19 protein-coding genes are annotated in these 18986 nt (G+C 64.4%); 8 read left to right on the forward strand and 11 right to left on the reverse strand.

Annotated features, from left to right (window positions below):
• The first annotated feature begins 257 nt into the window (after window positions 1-257).
• From ppsA to AC3WLE_RS20590, 3 genes are all read left to right on the forward strand, one after another.
• A complete protein-coding gene (ppsA, locus tag AC3WLE_RS20580; RefSeq protein WP_492317830.1) occupies window positions 258-2642 on the forward strand; it encodes a phosphoenolpyruvate synthase in 2385 nt (794 codons plus the stop codon).
• A 152-nt stretch (window positions 2643-2794) separates the two neighbouring features.
• A complete protein-coding gene (locus AC3WLE_RS20585) occupies window positions 2795-3217 on the forward strand; it encodes an NfeD family protein (RefSeq protein ID WP_010809583.1) in 423 nt (140 codons plus the stop codon).
• A gap of 100 nt (window positions 3218-3317) precedes the next feature.
• Window positions 3318-4250, forward strand: a complete 933-nt coding sequence (locus AC3WLE_RS20590) for an SPFH domain-containing protein (protein WP_010809582.1) — start codon at window positions 3318-3320, stop codon at window positions 4248-4250.
• A gap of 40 nt (window positions 4251-4290) precedes the next feature.
• Here AC3WLE_RS20590 and smpB read toward each other — a convergent pair whose 3' ends face one another.
• Window positions 4291-4743, reverse strand: coding sequence for an SsrA-binding protein SmpB (smpB, locus tag AC3WLE_RS20595; RefSeq protein WP_013956942.1), 453 nt, complete (start codon window positions 4741-4743; stop codon window positions 4291-4293).
• Between the two features lie 177 nt (window positions 4744-4920).
• On the opposite strand from smpB, the gene AC3WLE_RS20600 reads away from it, so the two are divergent.
• Together AC3WLE_RS20600 and AC3WLE_RS20605 are read left to right on the forward strand one after the other, a co-directional pair.
• Entirely contained in the window at window positions 4921-5358 is a 438-nt protein-coding gene (locus AC3WLE_RS20600) for a type II toxin-antitoxin system RatA family toxin (protein WP_010809580.1), read from the forward strand.
• Window positions 5345-5692, forward strand: a complete 348-nt coding sequence (locus AC3WLE_RS20605; RefSeq protein ID WP_492317829.1) for an RnfH family protein — start codon at window positions 5345-5347, stop codon at window positions 5690-5692. Before AC3WLE_RS20600 ends, AC3WLE_RS20605 begins: the two co-directional genes overlap by 14 nt.
• A 54-nt stretch (window positions 5693-5746) precedes the next feature.
• Here AC3WLE_RS20605 and AC3WLE_RS20610 read toward each other — a convergent pair whose 3' ends face one another.
• Window positions 5747-6256: a DUF4124 domain-containing protein gene (locus AC3WLE_RS20610; protein WP_492317828.1), complete on the reverse strand. Its 510-nt coding sequence runs from the start codon at window positions 6254-6256 to the stop codon at window positions 5747-5749.
• Between the two features lie 203 nt (window positions 6257-6459).
• On the reverse strand, window positions 6460-7419 hold the full coding sequence (locus AC3WLE_RS20615) for a DMT family transporter (protein WP_492317827.1): 960 nt from the start codon (window positions 7417-7419) through the stop codon (window positions 6460-6462).
• A gap of 124 nt (window positions 7420-7543) precedes the next feature.
• On the opposite strand from AC3WLE_RS20615, the gene guaB reads away from it, so the two are divergent.
• From guaB to guaA, 3 genes are all read left to right on the forward strand, one after another.
• Window positions 7544-9007 carry an IMP dehydrogenase gene (gene guaB, locus AC3WLE_RS20620; protein WP_010809576.1) on the forward strand — a complete coding sequence of 488 codons (1464 nt, stop codon included), beginning with the start codon at window positions 7544-7546 and terminating at the stop codon, window positions 9005-9007.
• A 196-nt stretch (window positions 9008-9203) separates the two neighbouring features.
• On the forward strand, window positions 9204-9827 hold the full coding sequence (locus AC3WLE_RS20625) for a hypothetical protein (RefSeq protein ID WP_492356854.1): 624 nt from the start codon (window positions 9204-9206) through the stop codon (window positions 9825-9827).
• A complete protein-coding gene (gene guaA / locus AC3WLE_RS20630; RefSeq protein WP_492340331.1) occupies window positions 9802-11421 on the forward strand; it encodes a glutamine-hydrolyzing GMP synthase in 1620 nt (539 codons plus the stop codon). Before AC3WLE_RS20625 ends, guaA begins: the two co-directional genes overlap by 26 nt.
• Before the next feature lie 122 nt (window positions 11422-11543).
• Here the strand turns inward: guaA and AC3WLE_RS20635 are convergent, their stop codons facing one another.
• The 8 genes from AC3WLE_RS20635 to trxB all read right to left on the reverse strand — a co-directional run bounded on the left by AC3WLE_RS20635 (window position 11544) and on the right by trxB (window position 18876).
• Window positions 11544-12560, reverse strand: coding sequence for a D-cysteine desulfhydrase (locus tag AC3WLE_RS20635; RefSeq protein ID WP_492317825.1), 1017 nt, complete (start codon window positions 12558-12560; stop codon window positions 11544-11546).
• A 107-nt stretch (window positions 12561-12667) separates the two neighbouring features.
• Window positions 12668-13393, reverse strand: coding sequence for an amino acid ABC transporter ATP-binding protein (locus AC3WLE_RS20640; protein WP_492317824.1), 726 nt, complete (start codon window positions 13391-13393; stop codon window positions 12668-12670).
• Between the two features lie 52 nt (window positions 13394-13445).
• The gene (locus tag AC3WLE_RS20645) at window positions 13446-14105 is read right to left on the reverse strand and encodes an amino acid ABC transporter permease (protein ID WP_492317823.1); all 660 of its coding nucleotides are present in this window, start codon (window positions 14103-14105) and stop codon (window positions 13446-13448) included.
• Window positions 14106-14186: 81 nt separating this feature from the next.
• On the reverse strand, window positions 14187-14987 hold the full coding sequence (locus AC3WLE_RS20650) for a transporter substrate-binding domain-containing protein (protein WP_316149854.1): 801 nt from the start codon (window positions 14985-14987) through the stop codon (window positions 14187-14189).
• Window positions 14988-15031: 44 nt separating this feature from the next.
• Window positions 15032-16210 carry a cystathionine beta-lyase gene (gene metC / locus AC3WLE_RS20655; protein ID WP_492356853.1) on the reverse strand — a complete coding sequence of 393 codons (1179 nt, stop codon included), beginning with the start codon at window positions 16208-16210 and terminating at the stop codon, window positions 15032-15034.
• A gap of 5 nt (window positions 16211-16215) precedes the next feature.
• Window positions 16216-17442, reverse strand: a complete 1227-nt coding sequence (locus tag AC3WLE_RS20660) for a pyridoxal phosphate-dependent aminotransferase (protein ID WP_492356852.1) — start codon at window positions 17440-17442, stop codon at window positions 16216-16218.
• Window positions 17443-17510: 68 nt separating this feature from the next.
• On the reverse strand, window positions 17511-17744 hold the full coding sequence (locus tag AC3WLE_RS20665) for a DUF6356 family protein (protein ID WP_492344790.1): 234 nt from the start codon (window positions 17742-17744) through the stop codon (window positions 17511-17513).
• Window positions 17745-17874: 130 nt separating this feature from the next.
• Entirely contained in the window at window positions 17875-18876 is a 1002-nt protein-coding gene (gene trxB / locus AC3WLE_RS20670) for a thioredoxin-disulfide reductase (protein WP_492356851.1), read from the reverse strand.
• Between the last annotated feature and the right edge of the window lie 110 nt (window positions 18877-18986).

The raw sequence follows: 18986 nt of genomic DNA on the forward strand, positions 1-18986 counted from the left end.
TCAATCTTCCGCAGAAAAGTGCGGCGCAGCACGGTAGAATAGCGGCGATCTTTTCGCTAAGCAATTCCGCAGGGTGCCCGCCCATGGAACAATCCGGGCCCGGAATTGTCGACAATCTGCGCTACGCGATGAGAGCCGTAGCGCCAGGTCCGCAGCGCCAGTTCGGGGTTGCTTAGCCAAGCGATCAGTCCGGGAACAGAACTCCAAGAACATACCGGACATGGGCGACAAGTTTTCTACTTTGTTTTGAGGCTCTCATGACTAACCAGGCAGATAACGGCGCCTACGTGTTGCCGTTCGAGCAGTTGCGCATGGCTGACGTGGAAATCGTCGGCGGCAAGAATTCGTCGCTGGGCGAGATGATCTCCCAGCTGGCGGAGGCCGGCGTCCGGGTTCCCGGCGGCTTTGCCACCACCGCGCTGGCCTTCCGCGACTTCCTTGCCCACAACAACCTGACCGAGCGCATTTCCCAGCGCCTGAAGACCCTGAACGTCGACGACGTCAAGGCCCTGGCCGAGGCCGGTGCCGAGATCCGCGAGTGGGTCGCCTCCGCGCCGTTCCAGCCGCGCCTGGAACAGGAAATCCGTGAATCCTACGCCCGCGTGGCCGAGCGCGAAGGCGCCGAGGCCTCGTTCGCCGTGCGTTCGTCGGCCACCGCCGAAGACCTGCCCGACGCCTCGTTCGCCGGCCAGCAGGAGTCCTACCTGAACGTCAGCGGCATCGACGACGTGCTCGACAAGATCAAGCACGTGTTCGCGTCGCTGTACAACGACCGCGCCATTTCCTACCGCGTGCACAAGGGCTTTGCCCATGACGTGGTGGCACTGTCCGCCGGTATCCAGCGCATGGTCCGTTCGGACCTGGCCGCTTCGGGCGTGATGTTCACCATCGACACCGAATCCGGCTTCCCCGACGTGGTCTTCATCACCTCCAGCTACGGCCTGGGCGAAACGGTGGTGCAGGGCGCGGTCAACCCGGACGAGTTCTACGTCTTCAAGCCGACGCTGCAGGCCGGCAAGTACCCGATCATCCGCCGCTCGATCGGCTCCAAGCTGATCAAGATGGAATTCACCAAGCCGGGCGAAGCCGGCCGCGTGAAGACCGTCGACGTGCCGGGCGAACTGCGCAACCGCTACTCGATCAGCGACGAGGACGTGACCGAGCTGTCCCGCTACGCGATGATCATCGAGAAGCACTATGGCCGCCCGATGGACATCGAGTGGGGCAAGGACGGCAAGGATGGCAAGATCTACATCCTGCAGGCCCGCCCGGAAACGGTGAAGAGCCAGTCCGCCGGCAAGGCCGAGCTGCGCTTCAAGCTCAAGGGCACCGCCCCCGTGCTGACCAGCGGCCGCGCCATCGGCCAGAAGATCGGCACCGGCCCGGTGCGCGTGATCAACGACCCGTCCGAGATGGAGCGCGTGCAGCCCGGCGACGTGCTGGTGGCCGACATGACCGACCCGAACTGGGAGCCGGTGATGAAGCGCGCCTCGGCCATCGTCACCAATCGTGGCGGCCGTACCTGCCACGCCGCCATCATCGCGCGTGAACTGGGCGTGCCGGCCGTGGTCGGCTGCGGCGATGCCACTGACATCCTCAAGGACGGCACGCTGGTAACCGTGTCTTGCGCCGAAGGCGACGAAGGCCGCATCTACGACGGCCTGCTGGAAACCGAAGTGACCGAAGTCCAGCGTGGCGACATGCCGGAAATCGACGTCAAGCTGATGATGAACGTGGGCAACCCGCAGCTGGCGTTCGACTTCGCGCAGATCCCGAACTGCGGCGTCGGCCTGGCCCGCCTGGAATTCATCATCAACAACAACATCGGCGTGCACCCGAAAGCCATCCTCGACTACCCGCAAGTCGATGCCGACCTGAAGAAGGCCGTGGAAAGCGTGGCGCGCGGCCATGCCAGCCCGCGCGCGTTCTACGTCGACAAGCTGGCCGAGGGCATCGCCACCATCGGCGCGGCCTTCTACCCGAAGCCCGTGATCGTGCGCCTGTCGGACTTCAAGTCCAACGAGTACAAGAAGCTGATCGGCGGTTCGCGCTACGAGCCGGACGAGGAAAACCCGATGCTGGGCTTCCGCGGCGCCTCGCGCTATATCGCCGATGACTTCGCCGAAGCGTTCGAGATGGAATGCAAGGCCATGAAGCGCGTGCGCGATGAAATGGGCCTGACCAACGTCGAGATCATGGTGCCGTTCGTGCGTACGCTGGGCCAGGCCGAGAAGGTCATCGAGCTGCTGGCCAGGCACGGCCTGAAGCGCGGCGAGAACGGCCTGCGCGTCATCATGATGTGCGAAGTGCCGTCCAATGCGATCCTGGCCGAAGAGTTCCTGCAGTACTTCGACGGCTTCTCGATCGGCTCGAACGACCTGACCCAGCTCACGCTGGGCCTGGACCGCGACTCCGGCATGGAGCTGCTGGCCAAGGACTTCGACGAGCGCGATCCGGCAGTGCGGTTCATGCTGTCGCGCGCCATCGAGGCGTGCCTCCGCCTGGACAAGTACGTCGGCATCTGCGGCCAGGGCCCTTCGGACCATCCGGACTTTGCCGAGTGGCTGACCAAGGAAGGCATCAAGTCGATCTCGCTGAATCCGGACTCGGTGGTCGAGACCTGGCAAAAGCTGGCTTCCTGAAGCATTTGACGTCACAATAACGACATTGCCGGCGCCTTCTGGCAGCCGGCAGGCACCGGCCCTGCGTCAGGTGTTGCTACTGCCCCGCAGACGCTGAAAGGCGCTGCGGGGTTTTTACTTTTCGGGATGTATCTGGACGAACGGGAGCTTGGATGGCGTACTACATCTGGTTCGTGGCAGCGGTCGCGCTGGTGATCATCGAGATGAACACCGGCACCTTCTACCTGCTGATGGTGGCGGTGGGGCTGGCCGCCGGCGGCGTGGGGGCCTTGCTGGGATTGTCGCCGGCCGCGCAGACGCTGGTGGCGGCGCTGGTCGCTGCGGTGCTGATCGCAGGCCTGCGCCGCACCCGCTTTGGCAAGCTGCGGCGCGGCAACGCCGCCGCCGATCCCAACGTCAATATCGATATCGGCCAGGAGCTGGACGTGCCCGGCTGGGACGCCAACGGGCGCGCCCGCGTGCCGTACCGCGGCGCCGACTGGACCGTGGAGCTGGCGCCCAACTGTGCCGCCGCACCAGGACGCCACCGCATCGTCGCGGTGCGCGGCAGCACCCTGGTCGTGTCTCCCCGCTGAAACCCTGTCTTAATGCGCAGCGCGGCAATTGTCGCGCTGCGATCCGCCTGCCGCCGCCTGGCGGCTCCGTACTGCTGTCTTCTGTCTGGAGGGTCGTTACATGCTCGCATTTCAGCTTGGTTTGTTGCCGCTGATCATCCTCATTGCCGTTATCGTGCTGATTGCCAAGGGCATCAAGATCGTGCCGCAGCAGCATGCCTGGGTGCTCGAGCGCCTGGGCCGCTACCACGCGACGCTGACGCCGGGGCTGTCGATCGTGGTGCCGTTCGTCGACCGCGTCGCCTACAAGCACGTGCTCAAGGAAATCCCGCTGGACGTGCCCAGCCAGGTCTGCATCACCAAGGACAACACCCAGCTGCAGGTCGATGGCGTGCTGTACTTCCAGGTCACGGACCCGATGAAGGCATCGTATGGATCGAGCAATTTCGTGGTGGCGATCACGCAGCTGTCGCAGACCACGCTGCGCTCGGTGATCGGCAAGCTGGAGCTCGACAAGACCTTCGAGGAGCGCGAGTTCATCAACCACAGCGTGGTCAACGCGCTGGACGAGGCCGCATCCAACTGGGGCGTCAAGGTGCTGCGCTACGAGATCAAGGACCTGACCCCGCCCAAGGAGATCCTGCACGCGATGCAGGCGCAGATCACCGCCGAACGTGAAAAGCGCGCGCTGATCGCGGCGTCGGAGGGCAAGCGCCAGGAGCAGATCAACCTGGCCACGGGCGCGCGCGAGGCGGCGATCCAGAAGTCAGAGGGCGAGCGGCAGGCCGCCATCAACACGGCCCAGGGCGAGGCGAGCGCGATCCTGGCGGTGGCCGAGGCCAACGCGCAGGCGATCCAGAAGATCGGCAATGCGATCCGCACCGAAGGTGGCATGGATGCGGTCAACCTGAAGGTGGCTGAGGAATACGTGGCCGCCTTCGGCAACCTGGCCAAGCAGGGCAATACGCTGATCGTGCCGGGCAATATGGGCGACATGAGCAGCATGATCGCGGCCGCCCTGCAGATCGTGAAGGGGCAGCAGAAGGCTGCCTGAAGGGGCTGACGGACACGCCGCGGCAGCGCGGCGCCGGGGCTCAGTCCTTGGCGTCGCCCTTCATGATGCGGGCCTTCTCGCGCTGCCAGTCGCGCTGTTTCTCGGTCTCGCGCTTGTCGAACTGCTTCTTGCCCTTGGCCAGGCCGATCTCGCATTTGACGCGGCCGCGCGTGTAGTGCAGGTTCAGCGGGACCAGGGTATAGCCGCGCTGCTCGACCTTGCCGATCAGCTTCTTGATCTCGTCGGCCTTGAGCAGCAGCTTGCGGGTGCGCACCGGGTCGGGATTGACGTGGGTGGAGGCGCTTTGCAGCGGGCTGATATGGGCGCCGATCAGGAACATCTCGGCATCGCGCACCACCACGTAGCCCTCCTTGATCTGCACGCGGTTGGCCCGGATCGCCTTGACTTCCCAGCCTTCCAGCACGATCCCGGCCTCATATCGCTCTTCGATGAAGTAGTCGAAAAAGGCCTTTTTGTTGTCTGCGATGGTCATGCGTGCGGGTGGGGGAACAATGAGTGGAATCCGGTCGGATCGCTGCAGTGCCGCATGGCGAGGTGCCGCCATGCGCCAGCGTCGGCTAAAATTGGCATTTTAGCAAACCAGCCCCGGTACCGGCTCATGCTGCCGCGCGTTGCGCACGGCGTGGCCGGAAGCCAGATTGCCCACTACATGGCAGACGTCCATAAATCCGTGCTGCTCGGCTACTCCGCCGCGCAGATGTACGACCTGGTCACGCGCGTGGAGGACTATCCCAAGTTCCTTCCATGGTGCGGTGGCGTGGAGGTGTTCGAGCAGACCGATACCATGCTCGACGCCAAGATCCATATCCACTTCAAGGGGATCCAGCAGTTCTTCCACACCCGCAATACGCAAGAACGCCCCACCCGCATCGACATGACCTTTGCCGACGGGCCGTTCAAGACCTTCAACGGCGCATGGCGCTTTACGCCTCTGCGCGAAGACGCCTGCAAGATCGAATTCCACCTGCACTATGAGTTTTCCAGCCTGCTGCTGGAAAAAATCATCGGCCCGGTCTTCAGCATGATTGCCAATACCTTTGTCGACGCCTTCGTCAAGCGGGCCGAGGTGGTCTATGTCGCCAACTGACGCCGGCGCGGGGGCGGTGCATATCGCGGTCTGCTATGCGCGGCCCGATAGCGTCTTCCTGAAGGAGATCGACGTGCCAGCCGGCACCACGATTGCCGCGGCCATAGTCGGCTCCGGGCTGCAGCAGGCCTGTCCGGAGGTGGACCCGTCGACCATGCGGGTGGGCATCTTCGGCAAGCTCAAGACGCCGGAGACGGTGGTGCGCGAAGGCGACCGCGTGGAGGTCTACCGGCCCTTGACCGCCGATCCCAAGCAGGCGCGCCGCAAGCGCGTGCAGAAGCAGCGCGCGGGCGGCACGCGCGAAGGCCAGAAGTGGTTGCGCGGCAGCGGTTGAGCCGAGCCTGCCAGGCATGCAAACGGGGCCGATGCGCCCCGTTTTTCTTTGGTTTCAGCTGCAGTTCTTCTCGAGGCTGGCGTTGGTCTTGAGCACCTCGGCCTGGCGCTGGTCGCTGTTCAGGTGCTGCAGCGAACCGTCCGGACCCGCCACCGCGGCGCGCATGCCTTGCTGCAGGCCGTTGGCGTAGTTGCGCAGCTGCGCGCAGCGGGCCTCGCGCTCGGCCGCCTCGCTTTCCTTGCGGGCCTCTTCGGTAGCGGCTTTCAGGCTGGCCTCGCGGCGCTTCTGGAAGGCTTCTTCGGGCGTCGGCGCCGGGGCCGCGGCGGGCTTGGCCGGAGCCGGGGCAGCAGGGGCGGGCGCCCCGGCATTGGCGGCCTCCACCGGCTGCAGCTCGCCGGCGAAGCGGCCCGGGGCGCGCAGCACCTTGGCTGCCGCCGCCGACGGCGGCACGTCGCTGTAGACCATGCGGCCGTTGGCGTCGCGCCATTGCCAGTAGGCAAGGGCCTGGACGGGAACGGCGAGAGTGGCGGCGGCAAGCAGGCACAGCGCGGACGATCGTTTCATGGCGAGGCGTCTTAAAGTGACTCGGAAGTAACTGGTGCGGCTGGAATCGTGCTGGGCCGCCGGCTGGGCGCATGGCGATGCCGCGGCAGGACAGCCGCGGCGATGGCTTGGCGCCCGCCCGGTATCAGGTGCGTAGCGCCGGTTTGACCCTGGTAAAGCTGTTGTTCGTGGCGCGTGTGACCCCCGCGCCATCGTTCGCTAGTCTACGCAGACTTGTCGGTGGCGTGCAAGCGCACCGACCAGGCCACGCCGACCATCAGCAACACAATGGCGGCGATTTCCAGCGGCCGCGGCCAGCGGTGGTCGAAGACAAAACCGTAGGCCAGCGCGAACAGCGTCTCGAACACGATCATCTGGCCCGACAGCGTCAGCGGCAGGCGCCGGCTGGCGATGTTCCACAGGTTGTTGCCGATCAGTGATGCGCCCAGCGCCACCGCGGCATTGACCATCCAGAACCACTGCCAGTCACGGCCACTGTCGCCCGCGGTCAGCGTGTCGCCCGCCAGCGCCCAGCCGATCACGGCCAGCACCGCCGACACCGCGCCGGTCGACAACCCGTACAGCGCCGACCATTCATTGCCGCTGTAGTGCGGGTTGCGCTGCAGGTAGCGTGCGTTATCGACCGCGTAGAGCGTCCAGCAGACCAGCGCGCCGGCTGCGCAGCAGACCCCGGCCAGTTTCTGCCAGACCGGCCGGACTGCCGCGCCGGCTGCCGCCGCGTGGGCGCTCTGGCCGCCGCCGAACAGGTCGATATTGATGCAGGCGATGCCGGCGGCCACCACCAGCAGCGGCCACGCCAGCCGCGACAGCGGCATGGCGCCGTGGTCGCGCCGGCCCATGATGGTGACCGAGATCGGCAGGATGCCGATGATCAGGGAGGTGGGACCCACCCCGGCGAGCTGCACGCCGAAGGCCAGCAGCACGTAGTAGAGCAGGTTGCCGGTGAAGGCCTGGCGCAGCAGCGCCACGCAGTCCGCCCGGGTCAGCTTGCGCGCGATGCGCTTCATCAGCGGCAGCGCGGCCACGAAGGCGACCAGGCCGTAGGCCAGGTAGCGGCCGATGGCCAGCTCCCACGGCGAGAACACGGGCAGCAGCTTGGGGGCGATAAAGACCATGCCCCAGAAGGCGCCTGCCAGCAGCCCGCACAATACGCCGATTCCCATGCTTCGCGTTCGCCCGAATAAAAGGACGACGAGCATAGCAGACCGCTTCCAGGAAAGCCCATTGCAGTGCATCAGCAAAGCGCGCATTCCTGTATAATTCGGTTTTGCGCCTAGAGGATTTGCTATGCGTCTTGTCCAGAAAGCACTCACATTCGATGACGTGCTGCTCGTCCCGGCCTATTCGGCCGTCCTTCCCCGGGATGTCTCCCTCCGCACCAGCCTGACCCGCTCCATTGAACTGAACATCCCGCTGGTATCCGCGGCGATGGACACAGTGACGGAAGCCCGCCTGGCGATTTCCATGGCGCAGGCCGGCGGTATCGGCATCGTCCACAAGAACCTGAAGCCCGCCGACCAGGCCCGCGAAGTCGCGCGCGTGAAGCGCTATGAGTCGGGCGTGCTGCGTGATCCGATCACCATTTCGCCGGACATGAAGGTCCGCGATGTGATCGCGCTGTCGCAGCAACATGGCATTTCCGGCTTCCCGGTGCTGGAAGGCAAGGCCGTGGTCGGCATCATCACCAACCGCGACCTGCGCTTCGAGGAAGAGCTCGACGCCCCGGTGCGCGCCAAGATGACGCCCCGCGAAAAGCTGGTGACCGTGGCCGAAGGCGCGACGCTGGAAGAAGCCAAGCGCCTGATGAACCGCCACCGCCTTGAGCGCGTGCTGGTGGTCAACCAGGCCTTCGAGCTGCGCGGCCTGATCACGGTGAAGGACATCCAGAAGGCAGTGGACAATCCGCTCGCCAGCAAGGACGAGCGCGGCCAGCTGCGCGTGGGCGCCGCGGTCGGCGTGGGCCCGGACAACGACGAGCGCGTCGAACTGCTGGTCAAGGCCGGCGTCGATGTGATTGTGGTGGATACGGCGCACGGCCATAGCCAGGGCGTGCTGGACCGCGTGCGCTGGGTCAAGCAGAACTTCCCGCAGGTGCAGGTGGTTGGCGGCAATATCGCCACCGGCGATGCCGCGCGTGCGCTGGTCGAGCATGGCGCCGACGGCGTCAAGGTCGGCATCGGCCCGGGCTCGATCTGCACCACGCGTATCGTTGCCGGCGTGGGCGTGCCCCAGATCACGGCGGTTTCCAACGTGGCCGAGGCCCTCAAGGGCACCGGCGTGCCGCTGATCGCTGACGGCGGCGTGCGCTACTCCGGCGATGTGGCCAAGGCCCTGGCGGCCGGCGCCCACACGGTGATGATGGGCGGCATGTTCTCGGGTACCGAGGAAGCGCCGGGCGAAACCTTCCTGTTCCAGGGCCGTTCGTTCAAGAGCTACCGCGGCATGGGTTCGGTGGGTGCGATGAAGGATGGCGCGGCAGACCGCTACTTCCAGGAAGACAACACCGCCAACGTCGACAAGCTGGTGCCGGAAGGCATTGAAGGCCGCGTGCCGTACAAGGGCTCGGTGATGGCGATCATCCACCAGCTGACCGGCGGCGTGCGTGCCTCGATGGGCTATTGCGGCAGCAAGTCGATTGCCGACTGGCACGAGAGCGCCCAGTTCGTCCAGATCACGGCAGCCGGCATGCGTGAATCGCACGTGCACGACGTGCAGATCACCAAGGAAGCGCCGAACTACCATATCGACTGAGGCGCAGCGGCTGCGCCCGTCGCCTCGCGGCGGTGCGCGGCCGCAACGTCGTCGGGGCGAGGGCGCATTGCCGCGGGCGGCGCCTTCGCCTGACCGGAATGCCATCCGGCCCGGCCGCTCGCCAAGCCGGTGTTGCCTGAACGTGGGCCGCACCCGCCGGCCGCACCATCGGCCAGGCCCATGACGAGGAGCGCCAATGAAGGTATTGCTGCGAGCCGTGCTGTTTTTTGATGCCCTGGTGGATTTGATGCTGGGCATCCTGCTGTTGATGTCCCCGTTCACCACGCTGTATGCGGCGCTGCAGTTGCCGCAGCCGCAACCGGCCCTGTTCGGGCAGCTGCTGGGCGTGGCACTGGTCGGCCTGGCCGCGCTGCTGTGGCAGGCAACATTCAACGGCCAGCTGACGGTGCCAGTGGCGCGCACAGCCGGCTATGTGAACCTGGCCAGCGCAGTGCTGATCATTGCCTGGATGGTGTTCATGGAACTGCCGCTGGTCGGCGCGGGCAAGATCTGGCTGCCGGTGATGGCAGTGGTGCTGGCGTTTTTTGCGCTGGTGCAGATTCCCGCTTCCAGGCGCGTGCGCAACCGCGAAAGGCAGCTGAAGGCCGAGCGCGCACTGCAGGAACAGGAACACAAGAAGGAAGTCCGCAAGGAACCCGGCGTCGCCCCCGTGGCGCGCCCAACGAATACCCCAGAATACCGGCGCGAGCCGGTCATCACGCCGCCGCCGGGCTATGGCCCCGGCACGGAAGTCGTGACCGAGCCCATTCCGGAAGACACGCCATCGGCCCATCATGCACGACAAAATCCTCATTCTTGATTTCGGCTCGCAGGTCACGCAGCTGATCGCCCGCCGCGTCCGCGAGGCGCACGTCTATTGCGAGATCCACCCGAACGACGTCTCCGACGACTTCGTCCGCGAGTTCGCCCCCAAGGCCATCATCCTGTCCGGCAGCCACGCCAGCACCTATGAAGACCACCAGTTGCGCGCGCCGCAAGCCGTGTGGGACCTGGGCGTGCCGGTGCTGGGCATCTGCTACGGCATGCAGACCATGGCCGTGCAGCTGGGCGGCAAGGTCGAGTGGAGCGACCAGCGCGAATTCGGCTACGCCGAGGTGCGCGCCCATGGCCACACCAACCTGCTCAAGGACATCGAGGATTTCCGCACGCCGGAAGGCCATGGCATGCTCAAGGTCTGGATGAGCCACGGCGACAAGGTTGCCGGCCTGCCGCCGGGCTTCAAGCTGATGGCCTCCACCCCCAGCTGCCCGATCGCCGGCATGGCCGACGAGGCGCGCGGCTACTACGCGGTGCAGTTCCACCCCGAGGTCACGCATACCGCCAAGGGCCGCCAGATGCTGGAGCGCTTCGTGCTCGGCATCGCCGGCTGCAAGCCTGACTGGGTCATGCGCGACCATATCGAGGAAGCAGTTGCCAAGATCCGCGAGCAGGTCGGCGATGAAGAAGTCATCCTGGGCCTGTCCGGCGGCGTCGACTCGTCGGTGGCCGCGGCGCTGATCCACCGCGCCATCGGCGATCAGCTCACCTGCGTGTTCGTCGACCACGGCCTGCTGCGCCAGGACGAAGGCAAGCTGGTGATGGAAATGTTTGTCGGCCGCCTGCACGCCAAGGTCGTGCATATCGACGCCTCCGATCAGTTCCTCGGCCATCTGGCCGGCGTGACCGATCCCGAGCAGAAGCGCAAGATCATCGGCCGCGAGTTCGTCGAAGTATTCCAGGCCGAGGCCAGGAAGCTGACCAACGCCAAGTGGCTGGCGCAGGGCACGATCTATCCGGACGTGGTGGAGTCGGGCGGCACCAAGACCAAGAAGGCCACCACCATCAAGAGCCACCACAACGTCGGCGGCCTGCCGGAAACGCTGGGCCTGAAGCTGCTGGAGCCGCTGCGCGACCTGTTCAAGGACGAAGTGCGCGAGCTGGGCGTGGCCCTGGGCCTGCCGCCGGAAATGGTCTACCGCCACCCGTTCCCGGGCCCGGGCCTGGGCGTGCGCATCCTGGGCGAAGTCAAGCGCGACTACGCCGACCTGCTGCGCCGCGCCGATGCCATCTTCATCGAAGAACTGCGCAAGACCATCGCCACCGAACAGGACGCCGCCGCGGGCGTGTGCGAGCCGGACCAGGTCGGCAAGAGCTGGTACGACCTGACCAGCCAGGCCTTCGCCGTGTTCCTGCCGGTCAAGTCCGTGGGCGTGATGGGCGACGGCCGCACCTACGACTACGTCGTGGCGCTGCGCGCGGTGCAGACCACCGATTTCATGACCGCGCACTGGGCGCACCTGCCCTATGCGCTGCTGGGCCGTTGCTCTAACCGGATCATTAACGAAGTACGTGGCCTGAACCGGGTTGTGTATGACGTGTCGGGGAAACCGCCGGCGACGATTGAGTGGGAGTAACGTGTAATCCGCTTTTAATCGAGCATACAGGGCGCCCTCGAGGCGCCTTGTCTTTTGGCTCCGCGCTTCGCGTTGCCGCGGCGGGGCTGGGCGGTGGTGTCGACTTCCCCTCCGTTCCCGCTTTAGTCCCTCGGACCTGTATTGATTGCATTGCGATACGCAAACAACGCCGGCGCACCACCGGTATGCAGGAACAACACCGGGCCATCCGAAGCAAAACGCCCGCGCGCGACGCCATCGAGCAAACCAGCCATCGCCTTCCCCGTATAGACGGGATCGAGCAACACACCTTCGGTACCTGCCAGGATGCGGATGGCCTCCAGTCCCGCCTGGTTGGGTTCACCATAGCGAGGTGCGAAGTACTCGTCCCACAACTCGACCTTCAGCCCTGCCGGCACCGCGACATCGAGCAGCGCGGCAGTCCCTTCGATCAGCCCAGCCACCTTCGGCGTTTGCGCCGCGACGCTGCGCGACACGGTAACGCCGACGACCGGTGTATCCGGCATCGCGTGTGCGAGCGCAAACGCAAGCCCGCCATGGGTTCCGGCACTGCCGGACGCCAGCACGACCGCCGAGAACGCAAGACCCATCTCCTCGGCTTGCTGCGCCAGCTCCAGGCCGGCACGTACATACCCCAATGCCCCCAGCGGATTGGACCCGCCGATTGGGATGACATACGGCTTGTGCCCCTCGCCACGCAGCCGTTCCGCAAGGGCTTGCAACTGTGCGTCGGCGTTGTCGAGACTAGTAACCGGCTCGGCCTGTGCGTCGAACAAATCGAGCAGCAGGCGGTTGCCGCTGTGCAGGTAGTCGCCGTCTGCCGTGCCGGTCGGGTTCTCCAGCAACGCGTTGCAGCGTAGCCCAAGACGGGCCGCCAGCGCCGCCGTCTGGCGGACATGATTCGACTGTATGGCTCCGGCCGTTACCAGCGTATCGGCGCCCTGGCGCAAGGCGTCAGCCGCCAGGAACTCAAGCTTGCGCAGCTTGTTTCCGCCAAACGCAAGTGGTGTGGTGTCATCCCGCTTGACGTAGATATCGCGCCCGAGCATCCCGGACAGGCGATCAAGCTTTTGCAGGGGCGTGACCGCGCCGACCAGATCGAGGCGGGAGAAAGCGGCAAGGCGATCCGAGATCTTCATGATTTCGACTTTGGGGGAGGTGGACCAGGACGGTGCGGCGGCGGGCGTTGTCAGCGGGAACCTTGATCGCCCCCGACCGCCCCCGCCTTTATGCAAGCGGGTGTGAGTCAATGCAGGATCTTTGCGAGAAACTCCTTCGCACGGGCCGACTTCGGGTCGCCGAAGAAGGCGTCCTTGCCGGTATCCTCGACGATGGCGCCGCCATCCATGAAAATTACGCGGCTGGCGACCTTCTTCGCGAACCCCATTTCATGGGTGACGCAGATCATCGTCATGCCCTCGCGTGCCAGTTCGACCATGACGTCCAGCACCTCATTGATCATTTCGGGATCGAGCGCCGATGTCGGTTCGTCGAACAGCATGGCGATCGGATCCATCGACAGCGCGCGTGCAATGGCAACGCGCTGTTGCTGCCCGCCCGAAAGCTGCCCGGGGTATTTCCGCGCATGCGCTTTCAGGCCGACGCGCTCGAGCAGGCGCATGCCGTTCTCCTGTGCTTCCTCTTTGCGGCGTTTCAACACTTTGACCTGCGCCAGGGACAGGTTGTCGAGAATGGACAGATGCGGGAACAGCTCAAAATGCTGAAACACCATGCCAACCCGCGCACGCAACTGGGCGAGCTTGATCTTCGGATCACCGACCATTACCCCGTCCACACTGATCCGGCCCTGCTGAAACGGCTCGAGGCCGTTGACCGTTTTGATCAGCGTGGATTTTCCTGATCCGGAAGGGCCGCAGATGACCACGACCTCGCCTTTTTCTACCTGGGTGCTGCACGCATCAAGCACCTTGAACTGACCGTACCACTTCGATACGCCTTCGAGCGCGATCATCGTTTTGTCTCCTACTTGCAGATTGCATTCTTCGGGTTTCCGACCCGTTAGATCAACGCGTCACAGGCAGTGTCAGACGCGCCTCGAGGCGTCGCTGTGCCCATGACAATCCGGTGCTGAACAGCCAGTAGATCGCTGCTACCGACAGATACAAGGGAAGCGGTTGGAACGTTGATGCGATGATTTCCTGGGACGACCTGAGCAACTCGGTCACGGTGATGACTGACACTAGCGACGTATCCTTGATCAGGCTGATGAGCGTGTTGCCGAGGCTTGGCACGGCGAGCCGCAGGGCCTGCGGGCAGACGATGTAACGCAGCGTCTGCAGATGGCCCAGCCCGAGGCTGTGCGCGGCGCTCCATTGCCCTCTGCCGATACCGAGAATCGCGCCGCGCATGCTTTCCGACAGGTACGCGCCGGCATTGGCCGTGAGGGTAAGAATGCCGGCGCTGGTGGGGTCCAGGGAAATGCCGAGGTCTGGCAGGCCATAGTAGACGACGAACATCTGGACCAGCAGCGGCGTCCCGCGCATGACACTGACATAGGCGCGCGCAATGCCGCCGAGGATTGGACTGGTGCTGATACCCATGATGGCGACCACGATCCCGACCAGCAGGCCGAAGACCATCGACGCCAGGGCAAATTTCACGGTGATCACTGCTCCGTGCAGGAGTACCGGCGATGCATGAATGACTAGATCAAGAGATTCCATGATTCGATCCGTAGAAGTGGCCGCGTGGCCGGCCAGGCCGAGGCCTGCAGCGATGGAAGGAGCCGGCCGGCGTGGCAGCGATTACTGGGCGACGGGTCTGCTGGCGTCGGTACCCAACCACTGGATGGACAGCTTGCGCAACGTGCCATCCTGCTGCAACGCGTTCAGTGCGTCGTCAATGGCTTTGGCAAACTTGGGATTGCCCTTGCGGAACGGGATTCCCATCTCAAGCTTCGTGCCAGCGAGCAGCGCGCCGGTGCGTAGCGGCATCTTGGAGTTCTTGATCAGGTATGGCAGCATCAGGCGGTCATTGAGGGCCGCATCGATGCGCCCGGCCGCCAGGTCACGCAGGTTTTCCGACGTACCCGGATAGGTCTGCACCAGGATACCCGGCACGGATTTCGCCAGTTCGGCATAGTTGCTGCCCAGCGTGACGCCGACGGATTTTCCCTTCAGCTCTTCAAGCGAATTGAACTCGCGCTTGTCATTGTTGCGCTGAAGTACCTGGACCGCGGAATAGACGTATGGCTGGGTAAAATCCAGAGCCTGGCGGCGCGCCGGCGTGATGCCCACCTGGTTGACGATGACGTCGAACTTGCCGGCTTGCAGGCCGGCAATGATGCCACTCCACTCGGTGGTGATGAACTGGACCTTGAGCCCCATCTTGTCGGCCACGGCTTTGGCTACGGCCACGTCAAAGCCGTCGAGCTGACCGTCGCCATTGCGATAGCCAAAGGGTGGGTAAGTGCCCTCCATGCCGACTTTCAGGACACCGCTGACTTTGACCGAATCCAGCAGATCTTCAGCGTGCACGGCGGGCGCCGTGACAATCAGGAGGGTCGCGATGCACGCGCTTTGCAACAGCAGCTTCAGGGATTTCATGTCTTGTCTCCAATGTAGGAATAGGTATTTTTTTGAGGGCACTGCTACTGCACGGCAAGTCTGCGGAACGCGGCTTCCAGGTCGGCGATCAAATCCTCCTTGGCCTCCAGGCCCACGTGCAATCGAAATGCCTGGCCGGCATACGGCCAGGCGGCTGCGGGGCGCTCCTCCCTGGGATCGAAGGGCATCACCAGACTCTCGAATCCGCCCCAGGAAAAGCCTAGGCGGAACAGCTTCAGGTCGTCGATGAAGGCACGGAACGCCTCACGCCCATATCCGGGCTTGAGCACGACGCTGAACAATCCTGAAGCCCCCGTGAAATCCCGACGCCAAAGGGCGTGGCCCGGCGCACCAGGGAGCCCGGGGTGCAATACCCGGGCCACCTCCGGGCGGCACGCCAGCCAATCGGCAATTGCCAGTCCGCTACGCTGATGCCGCTCAAGGCGCACGGCCATCGTCCGCAAGCCCCGCTGCGCGAGATAGACGTCGTCCGGGCCCGCGTGCTGGCCAGTGGCGAAGACATAGTCGCGCACCGTGTTCCATGACTCACGGTTGGTCGTGATCACACCCATCAAGGCGTCCGAATGCCCAACGATGTATTTCGTCCCCGCATGCACGGAGACGTCCACGCCGTGCTCGAATGGCTTGAAGAACAAGGGCGTGGCCCACGTGTTGTCGATGACGACGACCGCGCCATGCCGGTGTGCGACCTTCGCAATGGCAGGAATGTCCTGCATTTCGAACGTCTGCGAACCCGGTGACTCGGCGAACACGAGCGTCGTGGTCGGACGGAACAAGGCCGCGATGTCGGACTCAAGCGTGGGGTTGTAGAACGTCGCTGACACGTTGCAGCGGGCCAGTACCGTTTCGACGTAGTGGCGCGTCGGGCCATAGACGCTGTCGCTCACCAGAATGTGATCGCCGGCTTTGACGAATGCCATGATGGCGCTCGTACACGCCGCCAGGCCGGACGACACTAACAGCGAACGGTGCCCGCCTTCGAGCTGCGCGAGTGCGTTCTGCAACGCGAAGGTGGTCGGCGTGCCTTTGCGGCCGTACCACATGACATCCGTGTCGGCGCCCGACATGGCACGCCCGCGCGCTTCCATGTCGTCGAGATTGCGAAACGTCACCGTCGACGCATGGAAAACCGGCGGATTGACGACGCCGCCGAAATCGTCCGGATCGATCACGCCGTGCGAGAGGTAGGTATCGGGGGACATCCGGATTACCCTCGTCTGGCGCTGTTGACCATGTCGCCCAGGCGCTCCAGTCCCATGCGGAGATTGGGCTCGGGCGGGCCGAACGAGAAGCGCACCCAGCTTGCGTCGATGTATTCGGTGGCGCGCTGGTTGCCCGGATTGACGTCGAAGAACCTGCCGGGCACGGTCATGACCTTGCGCTTGAGACCCTCCGTAAAGAAGGTGTCCGCGGTGTTCAGCGGCGCGGGCAGCCGATGCACCCGGCCCCAGAGATAGAACGTGCCGTTGCCAGGGCATGGGATCTCGACACCCATGTCGGTCAGCGCGTCCAGCATGATGCGGCGCTTCCTGGCGAACATCTTCCGCAATGCGGACGTTTCCTGATCCGCACGGTCGCGTTGCAGCGCTTGCACGGCAAGCCGTTGCACGATCGTCGGCGGGCCGCCGTCGATGGCGCTTGCGGCACGGCTGATCATGTCGATCACCTCGGTCGGCCCCACCACCCAGCCCACGCGCAGTCCGGGGTAACGATGATTTTTCGTCAAGCCGTCGACGATGACGACCGGGTCCGTTTCCACGTCCTCGACGAACTCGGCGGCAGATACCGGCTTGTCCGCGGGGGCATGGCCATCTTCGAACACGAAGTGCGAATAGAACTCGTCGAGCAGCATCCAGCAGCCCGTGTTGCGCGCCGCCGCCACATACTGTGCCAGTGCTTCACCACGTACCACGGCCCCGGTGGGGTTGTTGGGATTGCTCCACAGCAGTGCGTCCAGCTCTTCCCTTGCGATCAGTCCCTCGAGCGCCTGCGCCGGGATGGCAAAGCCGTCTTCGGGCCCCACGGGCAGCGTGACCGGCGTGAAGCGATGGCGGTGGTAAGCGATCAGATCTTCGTAGGCGGTGTAGTCGGGCACGACGTGGCCCAGGCGAATTTCGCCCAGGGTGGCGAGCAGGCGCGACAGCGCAAGCCGCCCGCCGGACGCAATCGCAACATTGTCCTTCGTGTACTGCGATGCCTTGCCGTGACGATAGCGACGGTTGTAATCGTCCGCGACCGCCTGACGCAGGGCATCGATGCCGCCGACCGGCCCGTAGGCGCAATCGGCCACGTCGAACTGCAGTGAAGCCAACCGTTCCGGCGCGCCTGCCATGGGCCCGATTTCAGGCTGCCCCTGGCCGAGGTTGCACCAGTCGGGATGACCGTTGCGGAAGCCGAGCTTGACGGCTTCGTGAACGACGTGGATCACGCCCATATAGGGGACCGGGCGTAGCAGGGAAGACGCTAGTGAGCTTGTCATGTTGTTGTCGAAGGGGGGCTTGTTTATCGGTGACGCGACGCCACGCGGTTGCGATGGGTGACCATGCGCTCATGCAGCCGGGAGATCGTGTTGCTGCCTGTGGCGACGAAGAGAAAAGGCAGCATGCCGTGCACGAGCGCCGCGATCGATGCGAACAGCATCGACGCGCCAAATGAAAACGACGACAACATATGCTGCAGATAGCTCTCGCCAACCGATGCCGGGTGCTCTTGGAAGAGCCGGAATATTGTTCTCATGGTGGGGGCGTCATCCGGTATTGCGCATTGTCCGATCCTGGATTGGAAAGCCGGTTTCGCGCTGTTTGTGAGAGAAATCATAGTGTTCGATTTCCGCAAATTGCTTCCATAAACACCCATAATCTCGCTCCTAATTAGAATAATTTTCTACTGGGATGGTGCAATGTAGAACAGCAGGCTCCGGCGTACTTTCCAGGTATCGCTGCGCGTCGAGCGCGGCCATGCAGCCCGTGCCGGCGCTGGTGATCGCCTGCCGATAGATGTGGTCCTGCACGTCGCCTGCCGCGAACACGCCCGGCACACTCGTGCCCGTGGCGTTGCCCGAGAGGCCGCCGTTGGTGACGATGTAGCCGTTCGTCATCTCGAGCTGGCCTCTGAAGAGATCGGAGTTCGGCTTGTGGCCGATGGCGATGAAAACGCCTTGGAGTGCGAGTTCGGTGGTCTCGCCGGTTTGCGCATGCCTGATGCGCAGGCCGGTCACGCCAGCCCCGTCGCCATTCACTTCGTCGAGCACGTGGTTCCATTTGATCTCGACAACACCTTGCTTCGCCTTCTCGAGCAGACGGTCGACCAGGATCGGCTCGGCGCGGAACTTGTCGCGGCGGTGGATCACCGTGACCTTTTTCGCGATGCCAGCCAGATACAGCGCTTCCTCGACCGCCGTATTGCCGCCGCCAACCACGGCTACATGCTGCTGCTGGTAGAAGAAGCCGTCGCAGGTCGCGCAAGCGGACACGCCGCGGCCCATGAAGGATTCCTCGGACGGCAGGCCGAGATACTGTGCGGACGCGCCTGTCGCGATGATCAGCGCGTCGCAGGTGTACTCGCCGGATTCGCCGATCAGGCGAATCGGCTTCCCGTCGAGCTTTGCCGTGTGGATGTGGTCGAACACGATCTCGGTGTTGAAGCGCTCCGCGTGATCGAGAAAGCGCTGCATCAGCTCTGGGCCCTGCACCCCCGTTGCATCCGCCGGCCAGTTTTCGACATCGGTCGTGGTCATCAACTGGCCGCCTTGCGCCAGGCCCGTGACGAGCACCGGCGACAAGTTGGCGCGCGCTGCATAGACGGCGGCGGTATAGCCGGCAGGGCCGGAACCGAGAATCAGGACCTTGGCGTGCTTGGGCGAAGACATAGGGGAATCCATAGCTTATTCAAGAGACTTCAGGCGATTGCCTGAAGCGATACTGAGCAGGTTCGAAGTCGAGGCCCGCCACGCATGGGCATCGCCAAAGTTGCGGCAGG

The sequence above is a fragment of the Cupriavidus sp. FW306-1B-F12B genome (genome assembly GCF_058781795.1).